Origin of the sequence: Lysinibacillus piscis, from assembly GCF_026012395.1 — a bacterium.
GTDB lineage: Bacteria > Bacillota > Bacilli > Bacillales_A > Planococcaceae > Lysinibacillus > Lysinibacillus piscis.
The window spans coordinates 1,222,968-1,241,372 of record NZ_BRZA01000002.1 but is presented as its reverse complement, the minus strand read 5'-3'; the positions used below and the strand labels follow the sequence as shown (position 1 = coordinate 1,241,372).

Genomic DNA, 18,405 nt, shown 5'->3' with positions numbered 1-18,405 from the left:
AGTGGAGAGAGCTCAGTTTAAAACCAGATCAATACCATGCATATCAAGGGCGACTCAAATATATCTTAGACCAAGAAGCGGCGGAAGAAGAAGCGAAGATGCGTGAACAAGAGGCAGTGGAGCGAGGTTTACAAAAGGGTTTACAAGAGGGTTTACAACAGGGCTTAGAGCAAGGTTTACAGGAAGGTTTAGAGCAAGGTCTGCAAGAAGGAGAAATGAAAGCCTTATCGAGAATGATCATGATACAATTAACGCAAAAGTTTGGTGAGTTACCTAAGGAATTAAAGCACGTTATTAATCAAGCAAATATGGAAGCTTTGAATAACGTTGTGTCAAATATTTTCATGATTGATAGTTTGGATGAAGTGAAGAAACATCTACAATAAGTGACCATTAAATTAATTGAGAGATGTTCTGTAAAAAAGTATTAGTTAATGAATAATTGATTTTACTCATACTTTTGAGTACTAAAAGGATAAAAATCAAAAGAGCAGTGCATCGTTCGGTATAGGCTTTACTTTTTATTTTAGATGGTGTAAGATAGTGGTAATTCATTAGATAACAATAATTCAAAAAAGAGAGGTACTTTTATGAGTGTAGTGGGTTCTAAATAGGCAATTTTATATGAAATAAAGGCAATGGCATGGGGATAGACACCCTTATTTTGTTGTGCATTTATTTCGTACCTATGAAGATACCTACTATCCTTTATAAAGCTTGTAAAGCCTCATATCGATTGAGGTTCTTTACATATGCCTTGTACTGTGAAAAGCTGTGGTGTCCCCACAGCTTTTTTGTCGTTATCTAATGAAAATAAGGTATCTTCATATCTAAAACAATATGAGGAGCGTTTAAAATGAATGAAATGACATTTGATAAATTACAATATAATGAATTAAAGGACATGGTGAAATCCTACTGTGTTAGTGGGCTAGGAAAGCAACTGTTTGATAAATTAACACCAAGCACTAATTTGGCTATTGTGAAAAATCGTTTACAAGAAACGACAGAGGCACGGGCGATTTTGGATGCGGTAGGGCATATTCCATTTCTAGGTGTATCGAATATTGAGCATACAATGACAAAGCTTGAGAAGGGCATGATTTTAGAACCGAGTGAGTTAGTAAGCATTGCGGATTTTTTAAGGGGCTGCCGTGCGATTAAAAAATTTATGCTAGAGCATGTATTTTTTGCCCCTACCTTGGCTTCTTATGCGAACTCGATGACTGAATTTCAACAGATGGAGGACGAAATTCATTTTGCAATTAAAGCAAATCGTGTAGATTCCGCAGCTAGTCGGGAGTTAAAGCGCATTCGTCAGCATATGGAAACGATAGAGGAGAAAATAAAAGAGCGTTTAGCAAAATTTTTAAATAATAGTGCCAATAAAACGTATATTCAAGAGTTTTTTATTAGCAAAAAAGATGACCGTTATACAATTCCAATTAAGGCTTCCCATAAAAACCATGTGCAAGGAGCGGTTGTTGAGGTATCTGCTAAAGGGGCTACTGTATTTATGGAGCCAAACACAATCGCCAAACTTAATGTGGAGTTAGCAACATTAAAGGCAGAGGAAGGGATAGAGGAATATCAAATTTTAGCGACATTATCAGGGATGTTTATGGAGCATCTACAGGCAATTCATATCAATATGGAGCTGATTAGTCAGTATGATATGGTGTTTGCTAAAGCCAAATTTAGTAAGCACATTGGCGGTATTGAGCCAAAATTAAATGAACATGGCTATATTCATCTAATCAATTGTCAGCACCCATTATTACCAAAAGATGCTGTACCATTGCAATTTGAAATCGGTCAACAGTATCGCAGCTTAATCATTACAGGGCCAAATGCTGGTGGGAAAACAGTGGTATTGAAAACAATTGGACTTCTCACATTAGCTGTCATGTCTGGCTTGCATATCGTGGCAGATACTGGGACAGAGCTATCGATATTTGACCATATTTTTGTGGATATTGGCGATAATCAAAGTATCGAAAATGCGCTAAGTACCTTCTCGTCTCATATGAAAAACCTATCGGAAATTATGGCAGCCTCTAATCATCATACATTGTTATTGTTCGATGAAATTGGCAGTGGTACGGAGCCGAATGAAGGAGCGGCATTAGCTATTGCGATTTTAGAGGAATTTTATCATATGGGCTGTATCACAGTTGCCACAACTCATTATGGTGAAATTAAACGCTTCTCAGAAATGCATAGCGATTTTATGAATGCAGCAATGCGTTTTAATCAAGAAACATTGGAGCCGCTGTACCAATTAGCGATTGGCACATCTGGGGATAGTAATGCCTTATGGATTTCTCGCAAAATGCAGATGCGTGAAGCGGTTTTACAAAGAGCAAAGGATTATATGGCGAATAAAGATTATCGATTAGAGCGTGTACATGATAGTAAAATTCGTAAACCAAAATTGGAACAGAAGCAAACAACAATTCATTATGCTTTTCAGCAGGGAGATCGCGTTCGATTACTAGATAATGATACAACCGGCATTGTTTATCGAGAAATGGACAGTTACTATAATGTGACCGTATTTCAAGAAGGGAATTTCATAGAGGCACATGTGAAGCGACTGGCTTTAGAGCTACCTGCAACAGAGCTATATCCAGAGGGCTATGATATGAATTCATTATTTACAGATTATAAAGAACGCAAGCTACAGCATGATATTGAACGGGGCTCTAAAAAAGTATTGCGTAAACTATTTAAAGATAACAAATCAAAATAATGAAAAACGCCATCCTCACTCAAAGAGGGTGGCGTTTCCATTGATAATAAACAAAATGCAAAGGCTGTCCATGCATTTCGAATGTGTCCTCATTTGTTTCGATAAGCTGAAAGCCATTTTTCTCTAAAATTTTTTGTGAAGCAATATTGTTATTCGTTGTTTTGGCTAAAAGCTGTTGAATACCTTGCTGATGGATGGTAGTGAGTAGCAATGCTAGCGCTTGACTTGCAATACCTTGCCCACTGTAGGCTTCTGCAATTCGATAGCCAATATGTGCTGTGTTGCCATCTATATCTACTACATTGAGTCGCCCCATAATGAACCCATTGTGATCTTTGATTAAGTAATAGAGCGCTTGTCCTTGCGCTTGTTCCTCTAATAAGGTCGCATGTTGTATTAAAAAATTGTCAAAATGATAATAATCCTGCCCTCGACTAGGAACAAGCTGCTCAAAATAGTCTCTGTTTTCAAGCTCAAATTCATATAGCTGTTGCGTATCGGTTTGCTGTAGTTTTTCAATTATCATGATTATAATTAGCTCCTCTCACGAATCAATGTGTGCCTTAATTGTTTGATAGATTTCCGCAATTTTTTGCTTATATGGAAGGTCAATATCTGTAAAAATGAGTGACTGCTGGTAAGCTGTTTTAGCGAGATCATAAGCGGTAGTTAACTCGCCAAAATGGGTATAGCAAAGCGCCTTATACGCAAAACATTCATAAAGCCCTAATAAATCATATGGGTGCTGAATAAAAATAGGAATCGTTGTAAAATGCTGAAACGTTTCTTTTGCCTCTGCATAACGTCCGAGTAAATAGAGCGCTTTTCCTTTTTCCGCATAATAATAATTTTTATCCAGCCGAATCGAATCATCACACATTAATGGACGGAATCGCTCAACCTCTTCCAATCCTCGCTGATAATCGTGGACATAATTTGTATAATAATGGGCACGCACCATAAAAGTAAAGGCATCGACCTGTACTTGCTCGACAAATAGTCTATATTGCTCTAGCTTTGTCAGCATTTGCTCGGCTTGTTCAAAATCACCATCTATCATCGCACAATAGACACCAATACGATAAAGGTCATCAATATGGTCATACAATTGTTGTCGATGAGCATTGGCAATCGCTTCCTGTATGCGCTGTTGTCCTTCTCGATGCTTACCAATCGCTAATAGAGAAACCCCCATAAAGTAAGAGAGCTTCGCTATATACCTGGCATCTAACCTATAGTTTTCCTGTTCGATTTCTTGCTCGACTTGTACAAAGCAGTGATGGGCTTCTTGATATTGAAATTTTTCCGCTAATATCACGGCTTGTAAAATATAGGTCATTAGCCAATGACTGAGTAAATTAATTTCCTTGAAAACGGCTCGAGCCTGTAAAAGAGGAGCCTCCCATGTCGCTAAGCCCGCCTCATATTGTGCATCTGCATATATATAGAATAGACGTCCTGCCTCATAGCTTAATGGCATCTCATCCACATAAGGCGCAATTTTTTCAACAATTTTTAAGTGATTCTCGACATCACCGCGGTTTACTTCTGTAAAGAGTATCTCCACTTCCTCTAATAAATGACGCAATGTAGAGGGGGTAATTTGCTCTAATAATTCACTTGCTTTTACACCAAGACGCTCTGCAATATAATCAAGGCTTTCCATAGAGGGTTTAGCTTTATCATTTTCAATTTGGCTTAGCATTCCTTTGGTTAAGCGCTCGCCAGCTAATTCTGCTAATGTTAGTTTTTGCTCTTTGCGCAATGCTCGAATACGTGTCCCTAAAGAATCCATAGCTTCACTTCCTTTGTTTAATTATATTAAACTTTTGCTTGCATGAAAAGGGAGAAATATGCTATATTTTTGTTTAATAAAATTAAACTTATTAATTAAATTAAACAATGGAGGGGTTTTAGATGACAGAAGCACAAAGAATTAAACAAGCAACCTATCATTTATGGACATTTACGGCAAGTAAAATGATGGCTACATTGGGTTCGAATGTTTTAGCATTTGGCATTAGTTTGTATATTTTAGCGATGACAGGCTCTGCGGCAAGCTTTGCAATGAATATGATTTGCTCGATTTTGCCAAGAGCGCTCATTGCTCCATTTGTTGGCTATATGGCGGATAACTATTCGAAAAAACGCATTATTTTGCTGGCACAAGTAGGAACAATTATGATAGTTAGTGGCTTGTTATTATATACAGAGCTGGTGGGATTGTCCGTCTATGCTGTGTATGTGACAACCGTTTTTAGTACCATTTGTGCTGCTTTTTCAGGCATCACCTTTACTTCTGCGATTTCGGCATTAGTAGGGCCAGAACGACTACAAAAGGCAATGTCGTTCAACCAAATGTCTATGTCCATCGCTGCAATCGGCGGCCCTGTTATAGGAGGCATGATGTATGGCTTTTTCTCCATGAAAGTATTTTTAATCGTACATATAGCAGCGTATATCATTGCCTTTTGTTTAGAAGCAACGATGAATTTTAAGCTATATAGCACAAAAGAGGAAACGGAACAAAAAGAAACGGTATGGGCAGGGCTAAAAGGTGGCTATGACTATATTAAGCAACAAAAAATTGTGAAAACAATTATGTGGGTTGCCCTATGGATTAATTTATTTTTCTCTGCGATTGCCGTTGGGGGAACCTATATTGTGGTGGAAGTATTAAAAGTTAAAGCGACTCATTTTGGCTTTATTGAAGGGGCTAGTGCGGTAGGGATGCTAATGGCGTCGTTATATTTTGCCACACGTCCAGAAGTGAAAGCCCCGCTACGCTTTTCGAAAATCAGTTTATTGTTACTAGCAGGTAGTATTGGGTTTACTGTCATTCCATTAGTAACAGCGCTTTCTTATTCGATGCTTGTAGGCTACTATATTGTGTTATATTTTATCTTTGCTATTTTTGAAATGGGAATCAATATGCCAATCGGTGTCTATATGCAAAAGTTAATTGCTGAGGAATATCGTGGGCGAGTATTTGGGTTGATGGAAACAATGTCCATGGCAATGATGCCACTTGGGATGATGGTATACGGTATTTTATATGATACATTACCTGCGACACTTATTTTGCTAACGACTAGCATCAGTGTAATTGCTATTACATTAGTGTTATTACCAACGGCTATTTTAAAGGAGGCGCATCCAGAATTTTATCGTCAAAAAAAGAAGCAACTAGTAAATAAAACTATTTGATTGTAAAAAAGCCAAAACATTATGCAAGCTGTGTTTTGGCTTAGTCATGGACCAAGGAGTATTATACAGCCATGTTGTACAGCATTTCACTTTCTACACACGTTTTAGCCATAAAATGTTCACAGACAAGAAGGGCGCAATTTACGGTGATTTTTGGTACGATGGAAACAATCATTGTAAGGAGCGAATTTTTAGTATGGGAACAGACATTAATGTAATTTTAGCTTTTGGTGCAGGCTTTTTAAGCTTTATTTCACCATGTACTTTGCCATTGTATCCAGCATTCTTATCATACATAACAGGCATGACATTGGATGAGTTAAAGGCTGAACGTGGTATGTTGCAAAAACGTGCTATTTTACACACAGTATGTTTTTTAATCGGTTTTTCGATTATTTTTATCATGTTAGGATTAGGCGCATCCTTTGCGTCGGAGCTGTTTTTAAATTATCAAACATTACTTCGCCAAGTAGGGGCTATTTTAATTGTCGTTTTTGGTTTAATGATTGTAGGATTATTGCAAATTGATTTTTTAATGAAAGATCGGAAATTTCACTTTCAAAATCGACCATCAGGCTATTTTGGTTCGATTTTAATTGGTATTGCCTTTGCGGCAGGTTGGACACCTTGTACAGGACCAATTTTAGCCTCTATTTTGGCATTAGTTGGGGCAAATCCAAGTGCAGGGTTTAGTTATATGTTTGCCTATTATTTAGGCTTTGCGATACCATTCTTTGTGTTATCCTTCTTTATTTCAAGAATGACATGGATTCGTACACATAGCCAAAAAATTGTAAAAATTGGTGGCTATATTATGATTGCTGTAGGTATTTTGTTATTTTTTGATGGTTTAACATATGTTACACGCATATTAAGTCCTATTTTCGGTGGATTTATAGGCTTCTAATTTGGTACACTGAAAATATAGTTGTAGGGGAGGATGAGCGTATGCCTACAGTATTAGTAGTAGATGATGCACTATTTATGCGTGTAACCATTAGTAATATGTTTACAGAATGGGGCTACGAGGTAGTTGGGCAGGCAGCGAATGGTAAACAAGCAGTAGCGATGTATCAAGAGTTGCGACCAGATCTTGTCACAATGGATGTGACGATGCCTGTGATGACTGGTATTGTAGCAGTTAAAAAAATTATTGCTGCATTTCCCGATGCGAAAATTGTGATGATTACAGCATTGGGCCAGCAAAAGCTAATTGTTGAAGCAATTGAAAGTGGCGCAAAGGATTTTATTACAAAGCCCTTTACACCAGAAAAATTAAAAATGATAGCAGACCAAATCATGGGAATGGATAGCTAATTGGAAGGTCGAGGAGAGTTTGTATGTTCAATAGTATTCCCACTCATTATTATGTGATTGGCTCAACAGTCATGGCCATTGTGATGGGAACATTTGTGATGGTGCTGCGTATGAGAGCGGCTAAACAGCCAACAAATGAAAGAAAAATCATTATTCCACCCATTGCCATGTCAACGGGCGCACTGATGTTTATTTTTGAGCAATTTCGAGTGCCACCGATGCAAATTTTAGAGTCAGCGCTAGTAGGTATGGTGTTTTCTACCATTTTAATTACGACGTCTAAATTTGAAGTAAGAAATCAAGCGATTTATTTGAAGCGCTCGAAAGCATTTGCTTTTATTTTAATTGGCTTATTAGTATTTCGAGTCATTGCGAAAATAGTATTAAGTAGCTCGATTGATGTGGGTGAATTAGCAGGCATGTTTTGGATTTTAGCTTTTGCCATGTTAGTCCCTTGGCGAGTGGCGATGCTGGTACAGTTTAAAAAAATCAAAAAAACAATAGCATAATAAACAACAAAAACTACACTAGGTTTGCCAGTGTAGTTTTTGTTGTTTATCAATCGAATAGATGTTCATATGGCGTGATGTCGATTTGGAGTTGCTCTAATTTTTTGCGTAAAAATTTATGATCACGCTTTGGCGTTGCTTGAATATAACCACGAATGATTAAATCATGATTAATCGCTTTCGCTTTTTCCTCTAAAGCAAGCTCCCCAATCTTGCCTGCAATTTTTTCTTTTGCCACTTGTCGAAACAGCTCTGGGACAGGGCTTACCAATTCATATAAAAGCTCTTTTTCGGCTTGTCCCCATAAATGAACGGTTTTTTCTAAATAATAGCCTTGCCAATCTAAATCTGATTTACCATCCTGTTTTGGCAATGCCTTTAAAAATTTACGGAACATGAAGAATCCACCGATGCCCATAAACGTAATGAGCACGACGACCCAGAATAGGATAAACCATAAAAACCAACCATCTAACAAAATATTCACCTCTCTGCTCTCTCTCATTCTATTATAGAAGTTTTATATTATTTTTTCATCCACTATGTCCCTTTTCATACCAAAAATCTGTATATACCTATGTACAAAACCATGAGTGAAAAGGGACTAATTGGTGGTATTTTTAAGTTTACCAAATTTCTTTTCTAATTTATAAGCTGAGTTTGTTGGTATATTTAATGCTTTTGCAGCTGCATATACAGAAACTTCTGGGTTATTTTTTATATACTCTTGTAAACGGGTAAACCTTTCTTGCGGATTTTCGCTTGATCGTTTGGTTTTAGCCCTCTCAAAGGGGTTAGGGGCAATAGGAACATGTATATCTATTGGTACATTATTTGGTAGTAAACTGTTGAAAATTATTTTATCTTCGTATACAGTCGCAGTAGGGAATAAGTGCTCAATCATTCTCATTTGTTCGGTTCGCTCCAAAAGAGTATCAAACCGTTCTGCTACGCCTAGGTACTGTATAACAGCATTATAGTTAAATAAATTTGTTTTAATCAAATCATGTTTATTGATTATTTGGGAATGCCGTTCTTGGTGCGTTTTTAATTCGAGTTCAAGCATTTCTTTCTGTTTATCAAGTTGTTCCTTGGACCATGTACCATCAAGGTAGAGGGGGAGTAATCTATCAATTTTTGATTGCGTTTCAGTTATAAGTTTATTGAGCTTCTTTATTTCATTTCCTAGTTGCTGTAAGTCCTCTGGGCTGTGATCAATTTTGATATACTGTTTTGCCAGCCTTTCATCTCTGATAATCTCCCTCAACGCCTTAATCAAGTTAGGTTCAACTCTCAGTGTATTAATGGATTCTAGATGACAATGTTTTAAATGATGGGTAATATAAAAGTGTATTCCTTGCTTCTTATCACCTGCCATTCGTACAGACATCTTTCTTCCGCAGTAGGCGCATTCCATTTTAACACGTCGTAGCATTTGTGGCTCTCCTTCAGGTCTGCGTTGGTATTTGTTTTTGCGCTTAGATAGTATCATTTGATACTCTTCATCTGTACAAAGTCGAGGGTAAACCTCGTCAACAGCAATAATTTCACCATTTGAAAATTTTTTTACCATACGTCCACAATAGACTTCACTGTTGAGCTTTTTAGCTACTGTTGATGCAGTCCATTCATTCCCTCTAGGTGTTTTGGTTAACTTATTTAATGCCTCTGCAATTTTATCATCACTCATATTCTTATCCAAGTATGCTTCTTTTATGAAAATATAGACCCATGACCATTTTTCGTTTAGGCTATACGTTCCTGTGTTCTTATCATAAATGTATTCATCAGGAGTACGCCCCCAACCCTTTCCTTCGCGGGTACGTTGTCTTTTGCCCCTCATCATTCGTCGTACAATAGCTCGTTTTTCTCGTTGGGCGATGAGGTTTTTTAAATCCGATATAAATTCATCGTCTTCATTGGTGAGGTCTATGATTGAACCAGGTTCTGCAATCTTTACACCATTGTCCCGAAGAACATCTTTGAGGATTTCCCAATTGATTGTATCGAGACGACTTAACCGATCCTGGTCAACGCAAAGTACTACGTCTATAGGGTTCTCTTCCACATAATCCATTAACTTATTTAAGCCCTTTTTATCAAACTTTCCACCACTGTCTACGTCCTTAAATTCAGCAACGATTGTCCAGCCTTGTTTGAGTGCGTAAGTGGTCAACTCTTCTTTTTGCGCCTTTAAGCTATATCTATCTTCTTGTAGTTTAATAGATACACGATAATATAATAAGGCTTTCATCTAATTCACCATCCTTTCTAATTTTAATAAGATTCACTATTTTTACATTATCTTCACTACTTAAAGATAATGTATGTTCTTTTTTTAGCATTGTATAATTTAAAAAGGTAAATAAACTGGTTTGTAATCCCATTCTTTAAGATGGTTATTGTTTAGGTATGTAGAAGGATTTCCGCATTTGTGACAATATCGAGCGTTCCATGATAAAAATGTTCCACAATAATTAGTATCAGAACATTCATTTACTAAGTAAGTTGAACAAACATTACAATGATTTCCGTCAAAATCTAATTCTTCGTTTTCGCACTTAGGACATGTTTTAGCACGTCCTTTACCATCAACCTCTACAACTCCTGGATATTTTGCCATAGAATTTTCTCCTTTTTTATATTTATTAAACACAGTTCCATTACAAATAGAACATTGTTTGAGGTTTTCAATTTCAAAATAGCTATTACATTTAACACATGTCTTCCCGTGATTGATGCGTTGAACGAATTGGGAATAGCATTTGTTCAAAATACTAGGAATACCAAAAATAATTCCTTTTTTTAAACTTTCAACTATATATTTTCGTGTATTGTTTGCAGCAGTGTAAGAGACGCCGAAGTATGAAGATATTTGATTAGAGTTATTCATATTTATCGCCCAAATTATAGAGGGGGGTGTTATGAAAAATCTAGCAAAAAAATTCGCTTCAACCTCATAAATATCGTATTCAGCGTCTGACAGGGTGTTTCTTGTTAAACTTGAACGATTGGAATCTTCATGATGTTTTAAAAGATAATGTCCGAATTCATGGGCAAGTGTCCAATATACTCGTTCTTTAGTCGCCACTGTGTCATTGTAAATAACCATGTATTTTTTTCTTTTACCACAATAATGTATAACACCATCCTCTGAAGAATTAATTTCAATAATTTCTTCTACAGAGCAATTTCCTTTTTTAGCCATTTCCGAATACGTCAAAACTTTTACGTCTGAATAAGAAGAGAAAACAGAAATCATATCAATGGGGAAGTCATGGATATTATGTTCAGCTAAGGCTTTAGTAGCTAATGAGCGAGCCTTTTTGTAATTCGGTTTAATCCTAGTCTTCATCATCAAACAAATCCTCAAATGTTGCTTCTAATACACGTATAGCTTTTTTGCGTTGATTAGGTGTCATATCTTTAGCCATTCGATTCAATGTTCTAATGTCTATATCTTCTTCTATATGTTCAAGAGCTGTATTGAAAGTTCTTTTTTCTTCTGAACGACCTAATAGGTAGTCAGTTGACACTTGGAAATAGTCAGCTACCCTAATTAGATTACTTCCTTTTGGAGTATTTTTCTTCCAAGAATATAATGTATTTTTTCCAAGTCCTATCTTTTCTTCGAGTGTATTTACAGAAATTCCTTGCTCATCACAAAGTTTTTTTAGAATGTCAAACGCAGTCATATCAAAGGTTCCTTTCGTTTGCATACCCTTTAATAAAAACTAGTTTTAACAAAGCGCTTGATTTTTAAATCTAGTTTTAATATACTCTAGGTAAGCTAAATTATTGGCTACTAAGACGACAGAAAAGACAACCTTATAATAGTCATTTTATCGTTGGGGAACGGTTCAAAATGTTGATTTAATAGGCTTATCGAAGTCTTATTTAGCTATGTCTTCATATTAAAACTAGTTTTAATTATTGTCAATCTTTTTAGCTAATAATTTAGTTTACCAAAAAAGAGAGGTGATTTAGATGAACGAATTAATGAAAGCTGATGTTCAAATGACAAGTTTGGATATTGCAGAAATTGTAGGAAAAGAACACAAGAATGTCATGAGGGATATTCGTAGTGAAATTGAAGATCTAGGAGTAGAAATCTCACAGCTCATATTTGAGCTGTCAACTTACACAAGTGACAGAGGTAAAAAATATCCTTGTTACAAATTCGGCAAAGATGGCGCTATGCAATTGGCGTTGAAATATGATGCTGTAACTCGGTACAAGGTTATCAAACGAATCGAGGAACTTGAAAATAATCAACAATCACAATTCAATGTACCTACCACATATAAAGAAGCCTTGTTGCAATTGGTGGAAAAGGTGGAGGAAAACGAAAAGCTCCAAATCGAAAATCTTGTACTCGTGCAACAAAACAACGAGCTACAGCCGAAAGCTAGTTACTATGACATGGTGCTTCAAAACAAGTCGTTGCTGTCTGTGTCTAAAATTGCAAAGGACTATGGCATGAGTGCTACCAAGTTGAACAAATTGCTTCATGAGCTGGGTGTGCAATATAAACAAGGCGATATTTGGCTATTGTATGCCAAGTATCAAGCTAAAGGATATACACAGACGACTACCCATGTAATTGACGCTGATAAGTCGAGAGTCAGTACGAAGTGGACGCAGAAAGGTCGATTGTTCATTTATGACTTGTTAAAAGGTGAAGGAATCTTGCCTGTTATCGAACGTGAGGAAGCTAGTTGAATGTCGCATTTCAATTTATGTCTAACGCGCTGTGATACCGAGCCAATGACGGTATATAAGTCTTGATAGCAAATAGCGAGGATTGCAACCTCAAAATAGCAGAAAGTAAGGTGAATCAAATGCCAGAAGAATTAGGAGCAAAAGTACGAAGTGAATTGTTTAAACGTAAGATGAGTCAAAAACAACTAGCTGAAATGTTAGGTATTGGAAGTGTTTATTTATCAGATATTATCCGAGGTAAAAAAGATGGTCCAAAAGCGCAAGAACATATCAAGCATATCCGCAAAATTTTAGATATTTAAAGCCGAAGGAGCGATATTCAATGAATGGAGAATTTTTACCTATTGATCCGATTCGAGTAAAACAAAATGCGTATTTACCAGTGAAGTTAGCTGAACTGTCTAGGGTTAACCCTGAAAAAGCGCTTGAATTACTGCAAGCATGGGGGGAGGGTTCCAAAACAATTAAAAAATTGTGGGAAGAAGTTGTTCAATATGTAGGGGATTCACTTCCAACATCTTAGAGGGAGGCATCAAAATGTACTGGTTAAATTTGCACATTAGAGATGTAGGCGCAACAACTCGATGCTATGAATCGTTGGATGTCATTAATATCAATGCACTTGTGTTAGGCATTGCAAAAAAGCACGGTGTAAGTGGTGAGATGTATGTAACATTCGCCGTTAGACATAGAGGTCGTTTTATAGCAGGCCATCGCTACGGTGTTAACGTTAGCGCTGACTACGGCGAGAGCCAAGCAGTGTCATAGGAGGGTTAAGTATGAAAGAAACATCAAGCACATACTGTGGTGAATGCTTGCGAGATTTTGAACCATGTGAGGTTGTACATTACACATGGACAGAGAATAGATGTTTTTGTCACATCTGTAAAAGCATTATGAATACGCGTAGTAAGCCATCGTGGTTAGATTGGCAACCACGCAAAGTGAAAGGGTGAATCAGATGGCTCACTATGAATGTAAATACTGCGATTCGTGTTTTGGCTCGGCGGTCTTTGATGGTGACAGAGTTTGTATTGGATGTGGTGCAGAATGGGCAGATGCAAAAATTTTAGTAGAGGATGATGAGGATGAAAGTTAATCCAGTACCAGTTGAGTTGGTTGGACAAGCATGTAACGCGTTAGCAGCGTCACGTAAAACTGTGACGATTAGCGTAGATGATTTCGATTTTATTATGGGACTAGCTCAAAAAGGCATGAAGCTTCGCAAGAGTACAGCACGAGCAAGTCATAAGTTTATGCCTGGTGGTATGGCTGATGCTCACAAAGCCGTCGTAGAGATAGAAGTAAAACGCTTTGAACAGTTACTGAAATTGGGTGAATCAAAATGTTAATAATAACAGGTGAAGCAACTGTAAAATTCCAAGCCAAATTACCAGTGTCCGAAGCTGAGTATGAAATGTTATCAGAATCAAAAGCGAAGCAAATGATTAAAGATGCCTTATTTGCAACAGGAGCAAAGGTCTTAGATATTGACATTGACGTTTGGGACTATGAGGAGGTTGAGGATTGATGTACAAAGTAGAAATTATGCAAGCAATCGCAGATGCAGTTGAGGATTGTGACATGTATAGCACAGCTTATTTAATTAGCGATGTTGCATCTATTTATGCAGGTGATACTTTGTTAAATAAATACGCTGTTGCCAAATTAGCTGAATTGTTAATTAACAATCAATATGAACTAAAGGATGCTGTACAAATTTGCTTTGGCAACTTTGTAGTCAAACGAACACCAGTTGAGGAATTTAATTTCTTCTACAATAAGTATTCAGAATCCACTGTTCAGTTTGAGCATGATTTTTTGAATGGCATGCTCGCTGTTGCGAAGTGGTTTGACTTACCAGTGAAGGGTCGTGAAGATGAATGATCGAATCCAAAGCACCCGAACATGATCCAGGAGCAATTGATGTGTTGGTTTCACTTTATCATCAAGTACCTTCTGAAAGTTTCACAGAATATCAGAAAGGCTTACAAGCAGGCATACGTTACGCATTGATGGCGACTAATCAATGTGTGCAGGGCATTAATTTCGGGGAGGGGAAGTCAGGTGAAGATATGCTACAAAGAAACAAAGTTTAAACAAGAAAGCCTTCAACTTATAGAGAAGGTGAATATCATCATTAGCGAATATCATGCCAAAGGTTATGATTTAACGCTTCGACAAGTTTACTATCAATTGGTAGCTAGAGATGTAATCCCTAACAATGAGAGAAGTTATAAAAATTTAGGGACTTTAATTTCGAATGGTAGAATGGCAGGCTTAATCGATTGGAATGCCATTGTTGATAGAACTAGAAATTTAAAAAGTAATTCTCATTGGGATTCACCAGGAGGAATAATCAAATCTGCTGCTTATTCATACGCAGTTGATAAGTGGGCAGATCAAGATTGTTATATAGAAGTTTGGGTTGAGAAAGATGCGTTAGCAGGTGTTGTTGGGCAAATATGCCAAAAGCTAGATATTCCTTATTTCTCATGTAGAGGTTATGTAAGCCAGTCTGAAATGTGGGCGGCATCCCAAAGACTAGAAAGGTATTCCCATAAAGATATTCACATTATACATCTGGGAGACCATGACCCAAGTGGTAAAGATATGAGTAGGGACATAATAGACCGTTTAAATATTTTCGAAGTAAGTCCAGTGTTTAAACGAATTGCTTTAAATATGAATCAAATAGAGGAATTTGGTCCACCACCTAACCCTACAAAACTAACAGATAGTCGGGCAACAAATTATATTAGCGAGTTTGGTTATGAATGTTGGGAATTGGACGCGTTAGAACCTGAGGTTATTACAAGTTTAATAGAGTCAGAGGTCAATAAACATTGCGACCTTGAACTTTTTCAAAAGGCTAAAGAAAACGAAAAGAAAGCTATTAAGTTACTCGAAACTGTAGCTAATAATTGGGAAACAGTTGTAGAAAATTATAAAGAATAAGTAAGGAGATTTAACATGTCGGTAGATTTCAGGAACAAAAGTAAGAAGTATACAGGCGAATTTTATGTTCAAGGACCAAGTGACAAAATCTATGTTGGTGACCAGGTACGCTGCAGTTATAACGTAAACGGCTACAGTGGTGGTTGTTGGCATGGACAAGCTACACGTATTACATCGCGTGGCATTTATATTGATGTGGGTAATAAACGCGATAAGTACGTGGCATTTGTTGATATTGATGAACTAACTTTGGCTTATGGAGGGTGATTAAAATGAAACCAGCTATACGTTTAGCCCAGATTATTTGCGATACACCGAATTGGGAACAGAACCCTCAACTTGTCCTTGAAGTGCAGAAGTTACGTAAGCAGGTAAATGAAAAAATACCTAGGGGTCCTAAAGCTACGTATCAATACAAGATGTATAAAGATGACGAATTGGTGTTTTCGGGATCCATGGTTGAATTATCGAAATTCATAGGCTTAGGTAAAACCACCATTTATCAGCGATGTGTTGAAGGAACAGTCATCAATGGAGTGAGAATTGAAAGGCAGGTGAAAGTGAGTGAACGATAGCTTACTAGAAATGCTAGGGGACATCTTTGTCAGCAAACAGTTAGGTAACAAAGGCTGGACGTTTGAGCAGTTTGTTCAAGAGTATCAACGGGGTTATATAGCGCTTCAGAGAGGTGAGATGCAATGGTCGAAACTACTTTAGTATGAAATGAGGAGAAAAAATGGAAATTAAATTCAATCAATTAATTTTGCAAAACTTCAAAAGCCACGAAAATCTTAATGTTAAGTTTGCCGACCTGACTAAGATTTTCGCAGACAATGCAAAAGGTAAAAGCTCCATAGGTGAAGCTATTACATGGTTATTATACGGCACAGATGCCATTGGGGGCAAATTGGACCCGACACCAATCACGTATAAGGCGGATGAAACTACGGTTTCTTTATTGCTTACTGTTGACGGAAAAGACCTATTACTTGGCCGTGGATTAAAAAAAGGTAAGGCACAATATTACGTAAACCAAGTACCAAGCAAGGCAGGAGAATTTAGTGGAGTTATAGATCCGTTATTTGATAAAGATTTATTTTTATCGCTATTCAACCCAAACTATTTCTTCACTTTGCATTGGGAGAAACAGCGTGCGATGTTACTACAATACACGACTGCACCAGCCAACAAAGAGGTCCTAAAAGAGTTGCCAAAACCACAGTCGGACAAGTTGGCCACATTAGTTAAAAAACATTCGCTAGAGGATTTAGACAAAATCCATCGTGCCAATAAAACTAAGTTGGACAAGCAATATATAGCTGCTCAAAGCCGCACAAAGACGTTACAGGAGCAATTAGACCAACAGGCTCCAAGAGTACCACTTGATTCGTTAAACGTCGAATTGAGCCATTTGGTGAAGGATAGGAACGCTATCGAACAAGTGGCGGATGAAGCGCAGACCATAAACAGTCGAATTAATATCCTGCACAGTAGAATACATGCACTCACAACAGAGCGAGATTTAATAAAAGATAGCTTCAATCAACTGAAAAATGAGGAGATACAGGATACTTGTCGAGTGTGTAATCAAACCTTACAAGACGAAGCAATCGAAGCTGTTAAATCTGATAAAGAGCAACGTATCAATCAAGTTAAAGTACAGTTTCAGAAAGTCGTGGACGAACGTAAAGCTTTGGAAGAAGAGTTGCAATCACTTGAATATGTTGATGTAACCGAGCAATTAGAGAAAGTGCGTGCACTGCAAGAGAAAATAAATCCAATTGAACATGAAATTGCTAAACATAAGCAATACAAAGCACTTGAAGAGCAAGTTATCGAAGCGCAAACGGCTGAAAAAGCCACACTTGAATCACTGAACGAATCTATCTTTATCCTAGATGCGATTAAAGCCTTCTATGCAAAAGAAGCTGAGCTACAAGCTATCAAAGTAGAAGGGTTGTTTGAAAATCTATCAATCAAGCTACTTGAAACAGTGAAAACAACTGGTGAAATGAAGCCAACTTTCATTGTACAGATGGATGGCAAGGACTATTTAAAGCTCTCCCTTTCTGAATCAATCCGAGCTGGGCTTGAATTGCGTGATGTGCTTTCGAAACAGAGTGAAATTATTGCTCCATGCTTTGTTGATAACTCGGAATCTATCACAAAATTTAAAGGGCCTAACGGTCAATTGATTATAGCTAAAGTAGTTGCTGAACAAGAATTACAAATCGAAAGCGAGGAAAAATCTAATGACTAATAATCTGATTAAAAATGAAACAAACATTTACTATACTGTCCAGTTTAATAATGAAGTGGTCATATCGAAGGTTAATTGGGACTATCAAGGACAAGTATTTCATGTTCAAGCATCTCGCAAAAAAGATGATGCTCATATGTTCCAACATGAAGATGATGCTCGCAAAGTTGCGAATTATGTTAGAGGCAAATTAATAGAGCACACACGTACTGAGGTTATTACTGAAATAACAAAAGTGTTGGAGGTATCTAAGGATGAATGCTAAAGAAATCACAGTCGGCTACACATACACAAAAAATCTAGGAAACTATGAAAATGTGAAAGTTGATGCAGCGATAACTATTACTGTAGAGCCTGGCCAAGATGTTGACGCGCTTTATGACAAAGCCTATGACAGCATGAAAAAACAGGTCAAACATGGATTAACTAAGTTTGGAGGTGGTTACTAATGCCTATAAAAGTTATTCCTTTTGCGGACAGGTTTTACCCAGAGAGTGGAAAAGAAGATTGTATCATTCTTCGTTATACAGAGGGGAATTACAATCATATCGAGATAGCTTTTCCATTTCATGAAGATACACAGAATTTTAGACTTAGCATTTCAGATGCTATGAGCCTAAAAAATGCGATTGATGAATTAATTAATATTAAATTTCTTGAAAACCCAAGGGGGAACTAAT

29 protein-coding genes are annotated in these 18,405 nt (G+C 37.1%); 23 read left to right on the top strand and 6 right to left on the bottom strand.

All coding sequences use genetic code 11. From position 1 onward, the window contains the following. The coding region (locus tag OPF91_RS12705; protein WP_264989122.1) for a DUF4351 domain-containing protein at positions 1-386 on the top strand (386 nt) is incomplete at its 5' end. A gap of 470 nt (positions 387-856) precedes the next feature. Continuing rightward, positions 857-2,752, top strand: a complete 1,896-nt coding sequence (locus OPF91_RS12700; protein WP_264989121.1) for an endonuclease MutS2 — start codon at positions 857-859, stop codon at positions 2,750-2,752. Between the two features lie 19 nt (positions 2,753-2,771). Here the strand turns inward: OPF91_RS12700 and OPF91_RS12695 are convergent, their stop codons facing one another. Both OPF91_RS12695 and OPF91_RS12690 read right to left on the bottom strand, forming a co-directional pair. Further along, positions 2,772-3,278, bottom strand: coding sequence for a GNAT family N-acetyltransferase (locus OPF91_RS12695; RefSeq protein WP_309297431.1), 507 nt, complete (start codon positions 3,276-3,278; stop codon positions 2,772-2,774). Positions 3,279-3,296: 18 nt separating this feature from the next. After that, positions 3,297-4,547, bottom strand: coding sequence for a helix-turn-helix domain-containing protein (locus OPF91_RS12690; protein WP_264989120.1), 1,251 nt, complete (start codon positions 4,545-4,547; stop codon positions 3,297-3,299). 122 nt (positions 4,548-4,669) lie between these two features. On the opposite strand from OPF91_RS12690, the gene OPF91_RS12685 reads away from it, so the two are divergent. The 4 genes from OPF91_RS12685 to OPF91_RS12670 all read left to right on the top strand — a co-directional run bounded on the left by OPF91_RS12685 (position 4,670) and on the right by OPF91_RS12670 (position 7,785). Continuing rightward, complete coding sequence (locus OPF91_RS12685) at positions 4,670-5,959, top strand: MFS transporter (RefSeq protein ID WP_264989119.1); 1,290 nt, start codon at positions 4,670-4,672, stop codon at positions 5,957-5,959. 196 nt (positions 5,960-6,155) lie between these two features. Continuing rightward, positions 6,156-6,866, top strand: coding sequence for a cytochrome c biogenesis CcdA family protein (locus tag OPF91_RS12680; protein WP_264989118.1), 711 nt, complete (start codon positions 6,156-6,158; stop codon positions 6,864-6,866). Positions 6,867-6,907: 41 nt separating this feature from the next. Next, positions 6,908-7,276, top strand: coding sequence for a response regulator (locus tag OPF91_RS12675; protein WP_264989117.1), 369 nt, complete (start codon positions 6,908-6,910; stop codon positions 7,274-7,276). Between the two features lie 23 nt (positions 7,277-7,299). Beyond that, entirely contained in the window at positions 7,300-7,785 is a 486-nt protein-coding gene (locus OPF91_RS12670) for a CcdC family protein (RefSeq protein WP_264989116.1), read from the top strand. Positions 7,786-7,834: 49 nt separating this feature from the next. Here OPF91_RS12670 and OPF91_RS12665 read toward each other — a convergent pair whose 3' ends face one another. From OPF91_RS12665 to OPF91_RS12650, 4 genes are all read right to left on the bottom strand, one after another. Continuing rightward, positions 7,835-8,263 (bottom strand): DUF2621 domain-containing protein, encoded by a 429-nt coding sequence (locus tag OPF91_RS12665; protein WP_264989155.1) that lies wholly within the window; start codon positions 8,261-8,263, stop codon positions 7,835-7,837. 126 nt (positions 8,264-8,389) lie between these two features. Then, entirely contained in the window at positions 8,390-10,039 is a 1,650-nt protein-coding gene (locus OPF91_RS12660; RefSeq protein ID WP_264989115.1) for a recombinase family protein, read from the bottom strand. Between the two features lie 99 nt (positions 10,040-10,138). Further along, on the bottom strand, positions 10,139-11,143 hold the full coding sequence (locus tag OPF91_RS12655; protein ID WP_264989114.1) for an ImmA/IrrE family metallo-endopeptidase: 1,005 nt from the start codon (positions 11,141-11,143) through the stop codon (positions 10,139-10,141). After that, positions 11,130-11,480: a helix-turn-helix domain-containing protein gene (locus OPF91_RS12650; protein WP_264989113.1), complete on the bottom strand. Its 351-nt coding sequence runs from the start codon at positions 11,478-11,480 to the stop codon at positions 11,130-11,132. The genes OPF91_RS12655 and OPF91_RS12650 overlap by 14 nt, the downstream gene beginning before the upstream one ends. Before the next feature lie 292 nt (positions 11,481-11,772). Here OPF91_RS12650 and OPF91_RS12645 point away from each other — a divergent pair, with 292 nt between their 5' ends. The 17 genes from OPF91_RS12645 (at position 11,773) to OPF91_RS12565 (ending at position 18,404) form a co-directional block, all read left to right on the top strand. After that, positions 11,773-12,507 (top strand): phage regulatory protein/antirepressor Ant, encoded by a 735-nt coding sequence (locus OPF91_RS12645; protein ID WP_264989112.1) that lies wholly within the window; start codon positions 11,773-11,775, stop codon positions 12,505-12,507. Positions 12,508-12,626: 119 nt separating this feature from the next. Beyond that, the gene (locus OPF91_RS12640) at positions 12,627-12,809 is read left to right on the top strand and encodes a helix-turn-helix domain-containing protein (protein ID WP_264989111.1); all 183 of its coding nucleotides are present in this window, start codon (positions 12,627-12,629) and stop codon (positions 12,807-12,809) included. A 20-nt stretch (positions 12,810-12,829) separates the two neighbouring features. Continuing rightward, positions 12,830-13,030, top strand: coding sequence for a hypothetical protein (locus OPF91_RS12635; protein WP_264989110.1), 201 nt, complete (start codon positions 12,830-12,832; stop codon positions 13,028-13,030). Between the two features lie 14 nt (positions 13,031-13,044). Then, complete coding sequence (locus OPF91_RS12630; RefSeq protein WP_264989109.1) at positions 13,045-13,275, top strand: hypothetical protein; 231 nt, start codon at positions 13,045-13,047, stop codon at positions 13,273-13,275. 11 nt (positions 13,276-13,286) lie between these two features. Next, a complete protein-coding gene (locus tag OPF91_RS12625; RefSeq protein WP_264989108.1) occupies positions 13,287-13,463 on the top strand; it encodes a hypothetical protein in 177 nt (58 codons plus the stop codon). Positions 13,464-13,468: 5 nt separating this feature from the next. Next, entirely contained in the window at positions 13,469-13,606 is a 138-nt protein-coding gene (locus OPF91_RS12620) for a hypothetical protein (RefSeq protein ID WP_264989107.1), read from the top strand. Beyond that, positions 13,596-13,859, top strand: a complete 264-nt coding sequence (locus OPF91_RS12615; RefSeq protein ID WP_264989106.1) for a hypothetical protein — start codon at positions 13,596-13,598, stop codon at positions 13,857-13,859. The genes OPF91_RS12620 and OPF91_RS12615 overlap by 11 nt, the downstream gene beginning before the upstream one ends. Then, positions 13,853-14,038: a hypothetical protein gene (locus OPF91_RS12610; RefSeq protein ID WP_264989105.1), complete on the top strand. Its 186-nt coding sequence runs from the start codon at positions 13,853-13,855 to the stop codon at positions 14,036-14,038. The genes OPF91_RS12615 and OPF91_RS12610 overlap by 7 nt, the downstream gene beginning before the upstream one ends. Next, positions 14,038-14,394, top strand: coding sequence for a hypothetical protein (locus OPF91_RS12605; RefSeq protein ID WP_264989104.1), 357 nt, complete (start codon positions 14,038-14,040; stop codon positions 14,392-14,394). The genes OPF91_RS12610 and OPF91_RS12605 overlap by 1 nt, the downstream gene beginning before the upstream one ends. Next, the gene (locus OPF91_RS12600; protein ID WP_264989103.1) at positions 14,391-14,606 is read left to right on the top strand and encodes a hypothetical protein; all 216 of its coding nucleotides are present in this window, start codon (positions 14,391-14,393) and stop codon (positions 14,604-14,606) included. Before OPF91_RS12605 ends, OPF91_RS12600 begins: the two co-directional genes overlap by 4 nt. Then, positions 14,575-15,465 (top strand): hypothetical protein, encoded by an 891-nt coding sequence (locus OPF91_RS12595; protein ID WP_264989102.1) that lies wholly within the window; start codon positions 14,575-14,577, stop codon positions 15,463-15,465. Before OPF91_RS12600 ends, OPF91_RS12595 begins: the two co-directional genes overlap by 32 nt. Positions 15,466-15,480: 15 nt before the next feature. Further along, complete coding sequence (locus OPF91_RS12590) at positions 15,481-15,732, top strand: hypothetical protein (RefSeq protein ID WP_264989101.1); 252 nt, start codon at positions 15,481-15,483, stop codon at positions 15,730-15,732. A gap of 5 nt (positions 15,733-15,737) precedes the next feature. Then, entirely contained in the window at positions 15,738-16,040 is a 303-nt protein-coding gene (locus tag OPF91_RS12585) for a hypothetical protein (protein WP_264989100.1), read from the top strand. Between the two features lie 161 nt (positions 16,041-16,201). After that, a complete protein-coding gene (locus OPF91_RS12580) occupies positions 16,202-17,725 on the top strand; it encodes an AAA family ATPase (protein WP_264989099.1) in 1,524 nt (507 codons plus the stop codon). Next, positions 17,718-17,990, top strand: a complete 273-nt coding sequence (locus OPF91_RS12575; RefSeq protein ID WP_264989098.1) for a hypothetical protein — start codon at positions 17,718-17,720, stop codon at positions 17,988-17,990. The genes OPF91_RS12580 and OPF91_RS12575 overlap by 8 nt, the downstream gene beginning before the upstream one ends. Then, entirely contained in the window at positions 17,980-18,174 is a 195-nt protein-coding gene (locus OPF91_RS12570; RefSeq protein WP_264989097.1) for a hypothetical protein, read from the top strand. The genes OPF91_RS12575 and OPF91_RS12570 overlap by 11 nt, the downstream gene beginning before the upstream one ends. Then, positions 18,174-18,404 (top strand): hypothetical protein, encoded by a 231-nt coding sequence (locus OPF91_RS12565; protein ID WP_264989096.1) that lies wholly within the window; start codon positions 18,174-18,176, stop codon positions 18,402-18,404. The genes OPF91_RS12570 and OPF91_RS12565 overlap by 1 nt, the downstream gene beginning before the upstream one ends. The last annotated feature ends 1 nt before the right edge of the window (position 18,405 follow it).

Coding starts and splice junctions, on each gene's coding strand:
- OPF91_RS12700 (WP_264989121.1), top strand. CDS start 857: ATGAATGAAATGACATTTGATAAATTACAATATAATGAATTAAAGGAC.
- OPF91_RS12695 (WP_309297431.1), bottom strand. CDS start 3,278: ATGATAATTGAAAAACTACAGCAAACCGATACGCAACAGCTATATGAA.
- OPF91_RS12690 (WP_264989120.1), bottom strand. CDS start 4,547: ATGGATTCTTTAGGGACACGTATTCGAGCATTGCGCAAAGAGCAAAAA.
- OPF91_RS12685 (WP_264989119.1), top strand. CDS start 4,670: ATGACAGAAGCACAAAGAATTAAACAAGCAACCTATCATTTATGGACA.
- OPF91_RS12680 (WP_264989118.1), top strand. CDS start 6,156: ATGGGAACAGACATTAATGTAATTTTAGCTTTTGGTGCAGGCTTTTTA.
- OPF91_RS12675 (WP_264989117.1), top strand. CDS start 6,908: ATGCCTACAGTATTAGTAGTAGATGATGCACTATTTATGCGTGTAACC.
- OPF91_RS12670 (WP_264989116.1), top strand. CDS start 7,300: ATGTTCAATAGTATTCCCACTCATTATTATGTGATTGGCTCAACAGTC.
- OPF91_RS12660 (WP_264989115.1), bottom strand. CDS start 10,039: ATGAAAGCCTTATTATATTATCGTGTATCTATTAAACTACAAGAAGAT.
- OPF91_RS12655 (WP_264989114.1), bottom strand. CDS start 11,143: ATGATGAAGACTAGGATTAAACCGAATTACAAAAAGGCTCGCTCATTA.
- OPF91_RS12650 (WP_264989113.1), bottom strand. CDS start 11,480: ATGACTGCGTTTGACATTCTAAAAAAACTTTGTGATGAGCAAGGAATT.
- OPF91_RS12645 (WP_264989112.1), top strand. CDS start 11,773: ATGAACGAATTAATGAAAGCTGATGTTCAAATGACAAGTTTGGATATT.
- OPF91_RS12640 (WP_264989111.1), top strand. CDS start 12,627: ATGCCAGAAGAATTAGGAGCAAAAGTACGAAGTGAATTGTTTAAACGT.
- OPF91_RS12635 (WP_264989110.1), top strand. CDS start 12,830: ATGAATGGAGAATTTTTACCTATTGATCCGATTCGAGTAAAACAAAAT.
- OPF91_RS12630 (WP_264989109.1), top strand. CDS start 13,045: ATGTACTGGTTAAATTTGCACATTAGAGATGTAGGCGCAACAACTCGA.
- OPF91_RS12625 (WP_264989108.1), top strand. CDS start 13,287: ATGAAAGAAACATCAAGCACATACTGTGGTGAATGCTTGCGAGATTTT.
- OPF91_RS12620 (WP_264989107.1), top strand. CDS start 13,469: ATGGCTCACTATGAATGTAAATACTGCGATTCGTGTTTTGGCTCGGCG.
- OPF91_RS12615 (WP_264989106.1), top strand. CDS start 13,596: ATGAAAGTTAATCCAGTACCAGTTGAGTTGGTTGGACAAGCATGTAAC.
- OPF91_RS12610 (WP_264989105.1), top strand. CDS start 13,853: ATGTTAATAATAACAGGTGAAGCAACTGTAAAATTCCAAGCCAAATTA.
- OPF91_RS12605 (WP_264989104.1), top strand. CDS start 14,038: ATGTACAAAGTAGAAATTATGCAAGCAATCGCAGATGCAGTTGAGGAT.
- OPF91_RS12600 (WP_264989103.1), top strand. CDS start 14,391: ATGATCGAATCCAAAGCACCCGAACATGATCCAGGAGCAATTGATGTG.
- OPF91_RS12590 (WP_264989101.1), top strand. CDS start 15,481: ATGTCGGTAGATTTCAGGAACAAAAGTAAGAAGTATACAGGCGAATTT.
- OPF91_RS12585 (WP_264989100.1), top strand. CDS start 15,738: ATGAAACCAGCTATACGTTTAGCCCAGATTATTTGCGATACACCGAAT.
- OPF91_RS12580 (WP_264989099.1), top strand. CDS start 16,202: ATGGAAATTAAATTCAATCAATTAATTTTGCAAAACTTCAAAAGCCAC.
- OPF91_RS12575 (WP_264989098.1), top strand. CDS start 17,718: ATGACTAATAATCTGATTAAAAATGAAACAAACATTTACTATACTGTC.
- OPF91_RS12570 (WP_264989097.1), top strand. CDS start 17,980: ATGAATGCTAAAGAAATCACAGTCGGCTACACATACACAAAAAATCTA.
- OPF91_RS12565 (WP_264989096.1), top strand. CDS start 18,174: ATGCCTATAAAAGTTATTCCTTTTGCGGACAGGTTTTACCCAGAGAGT.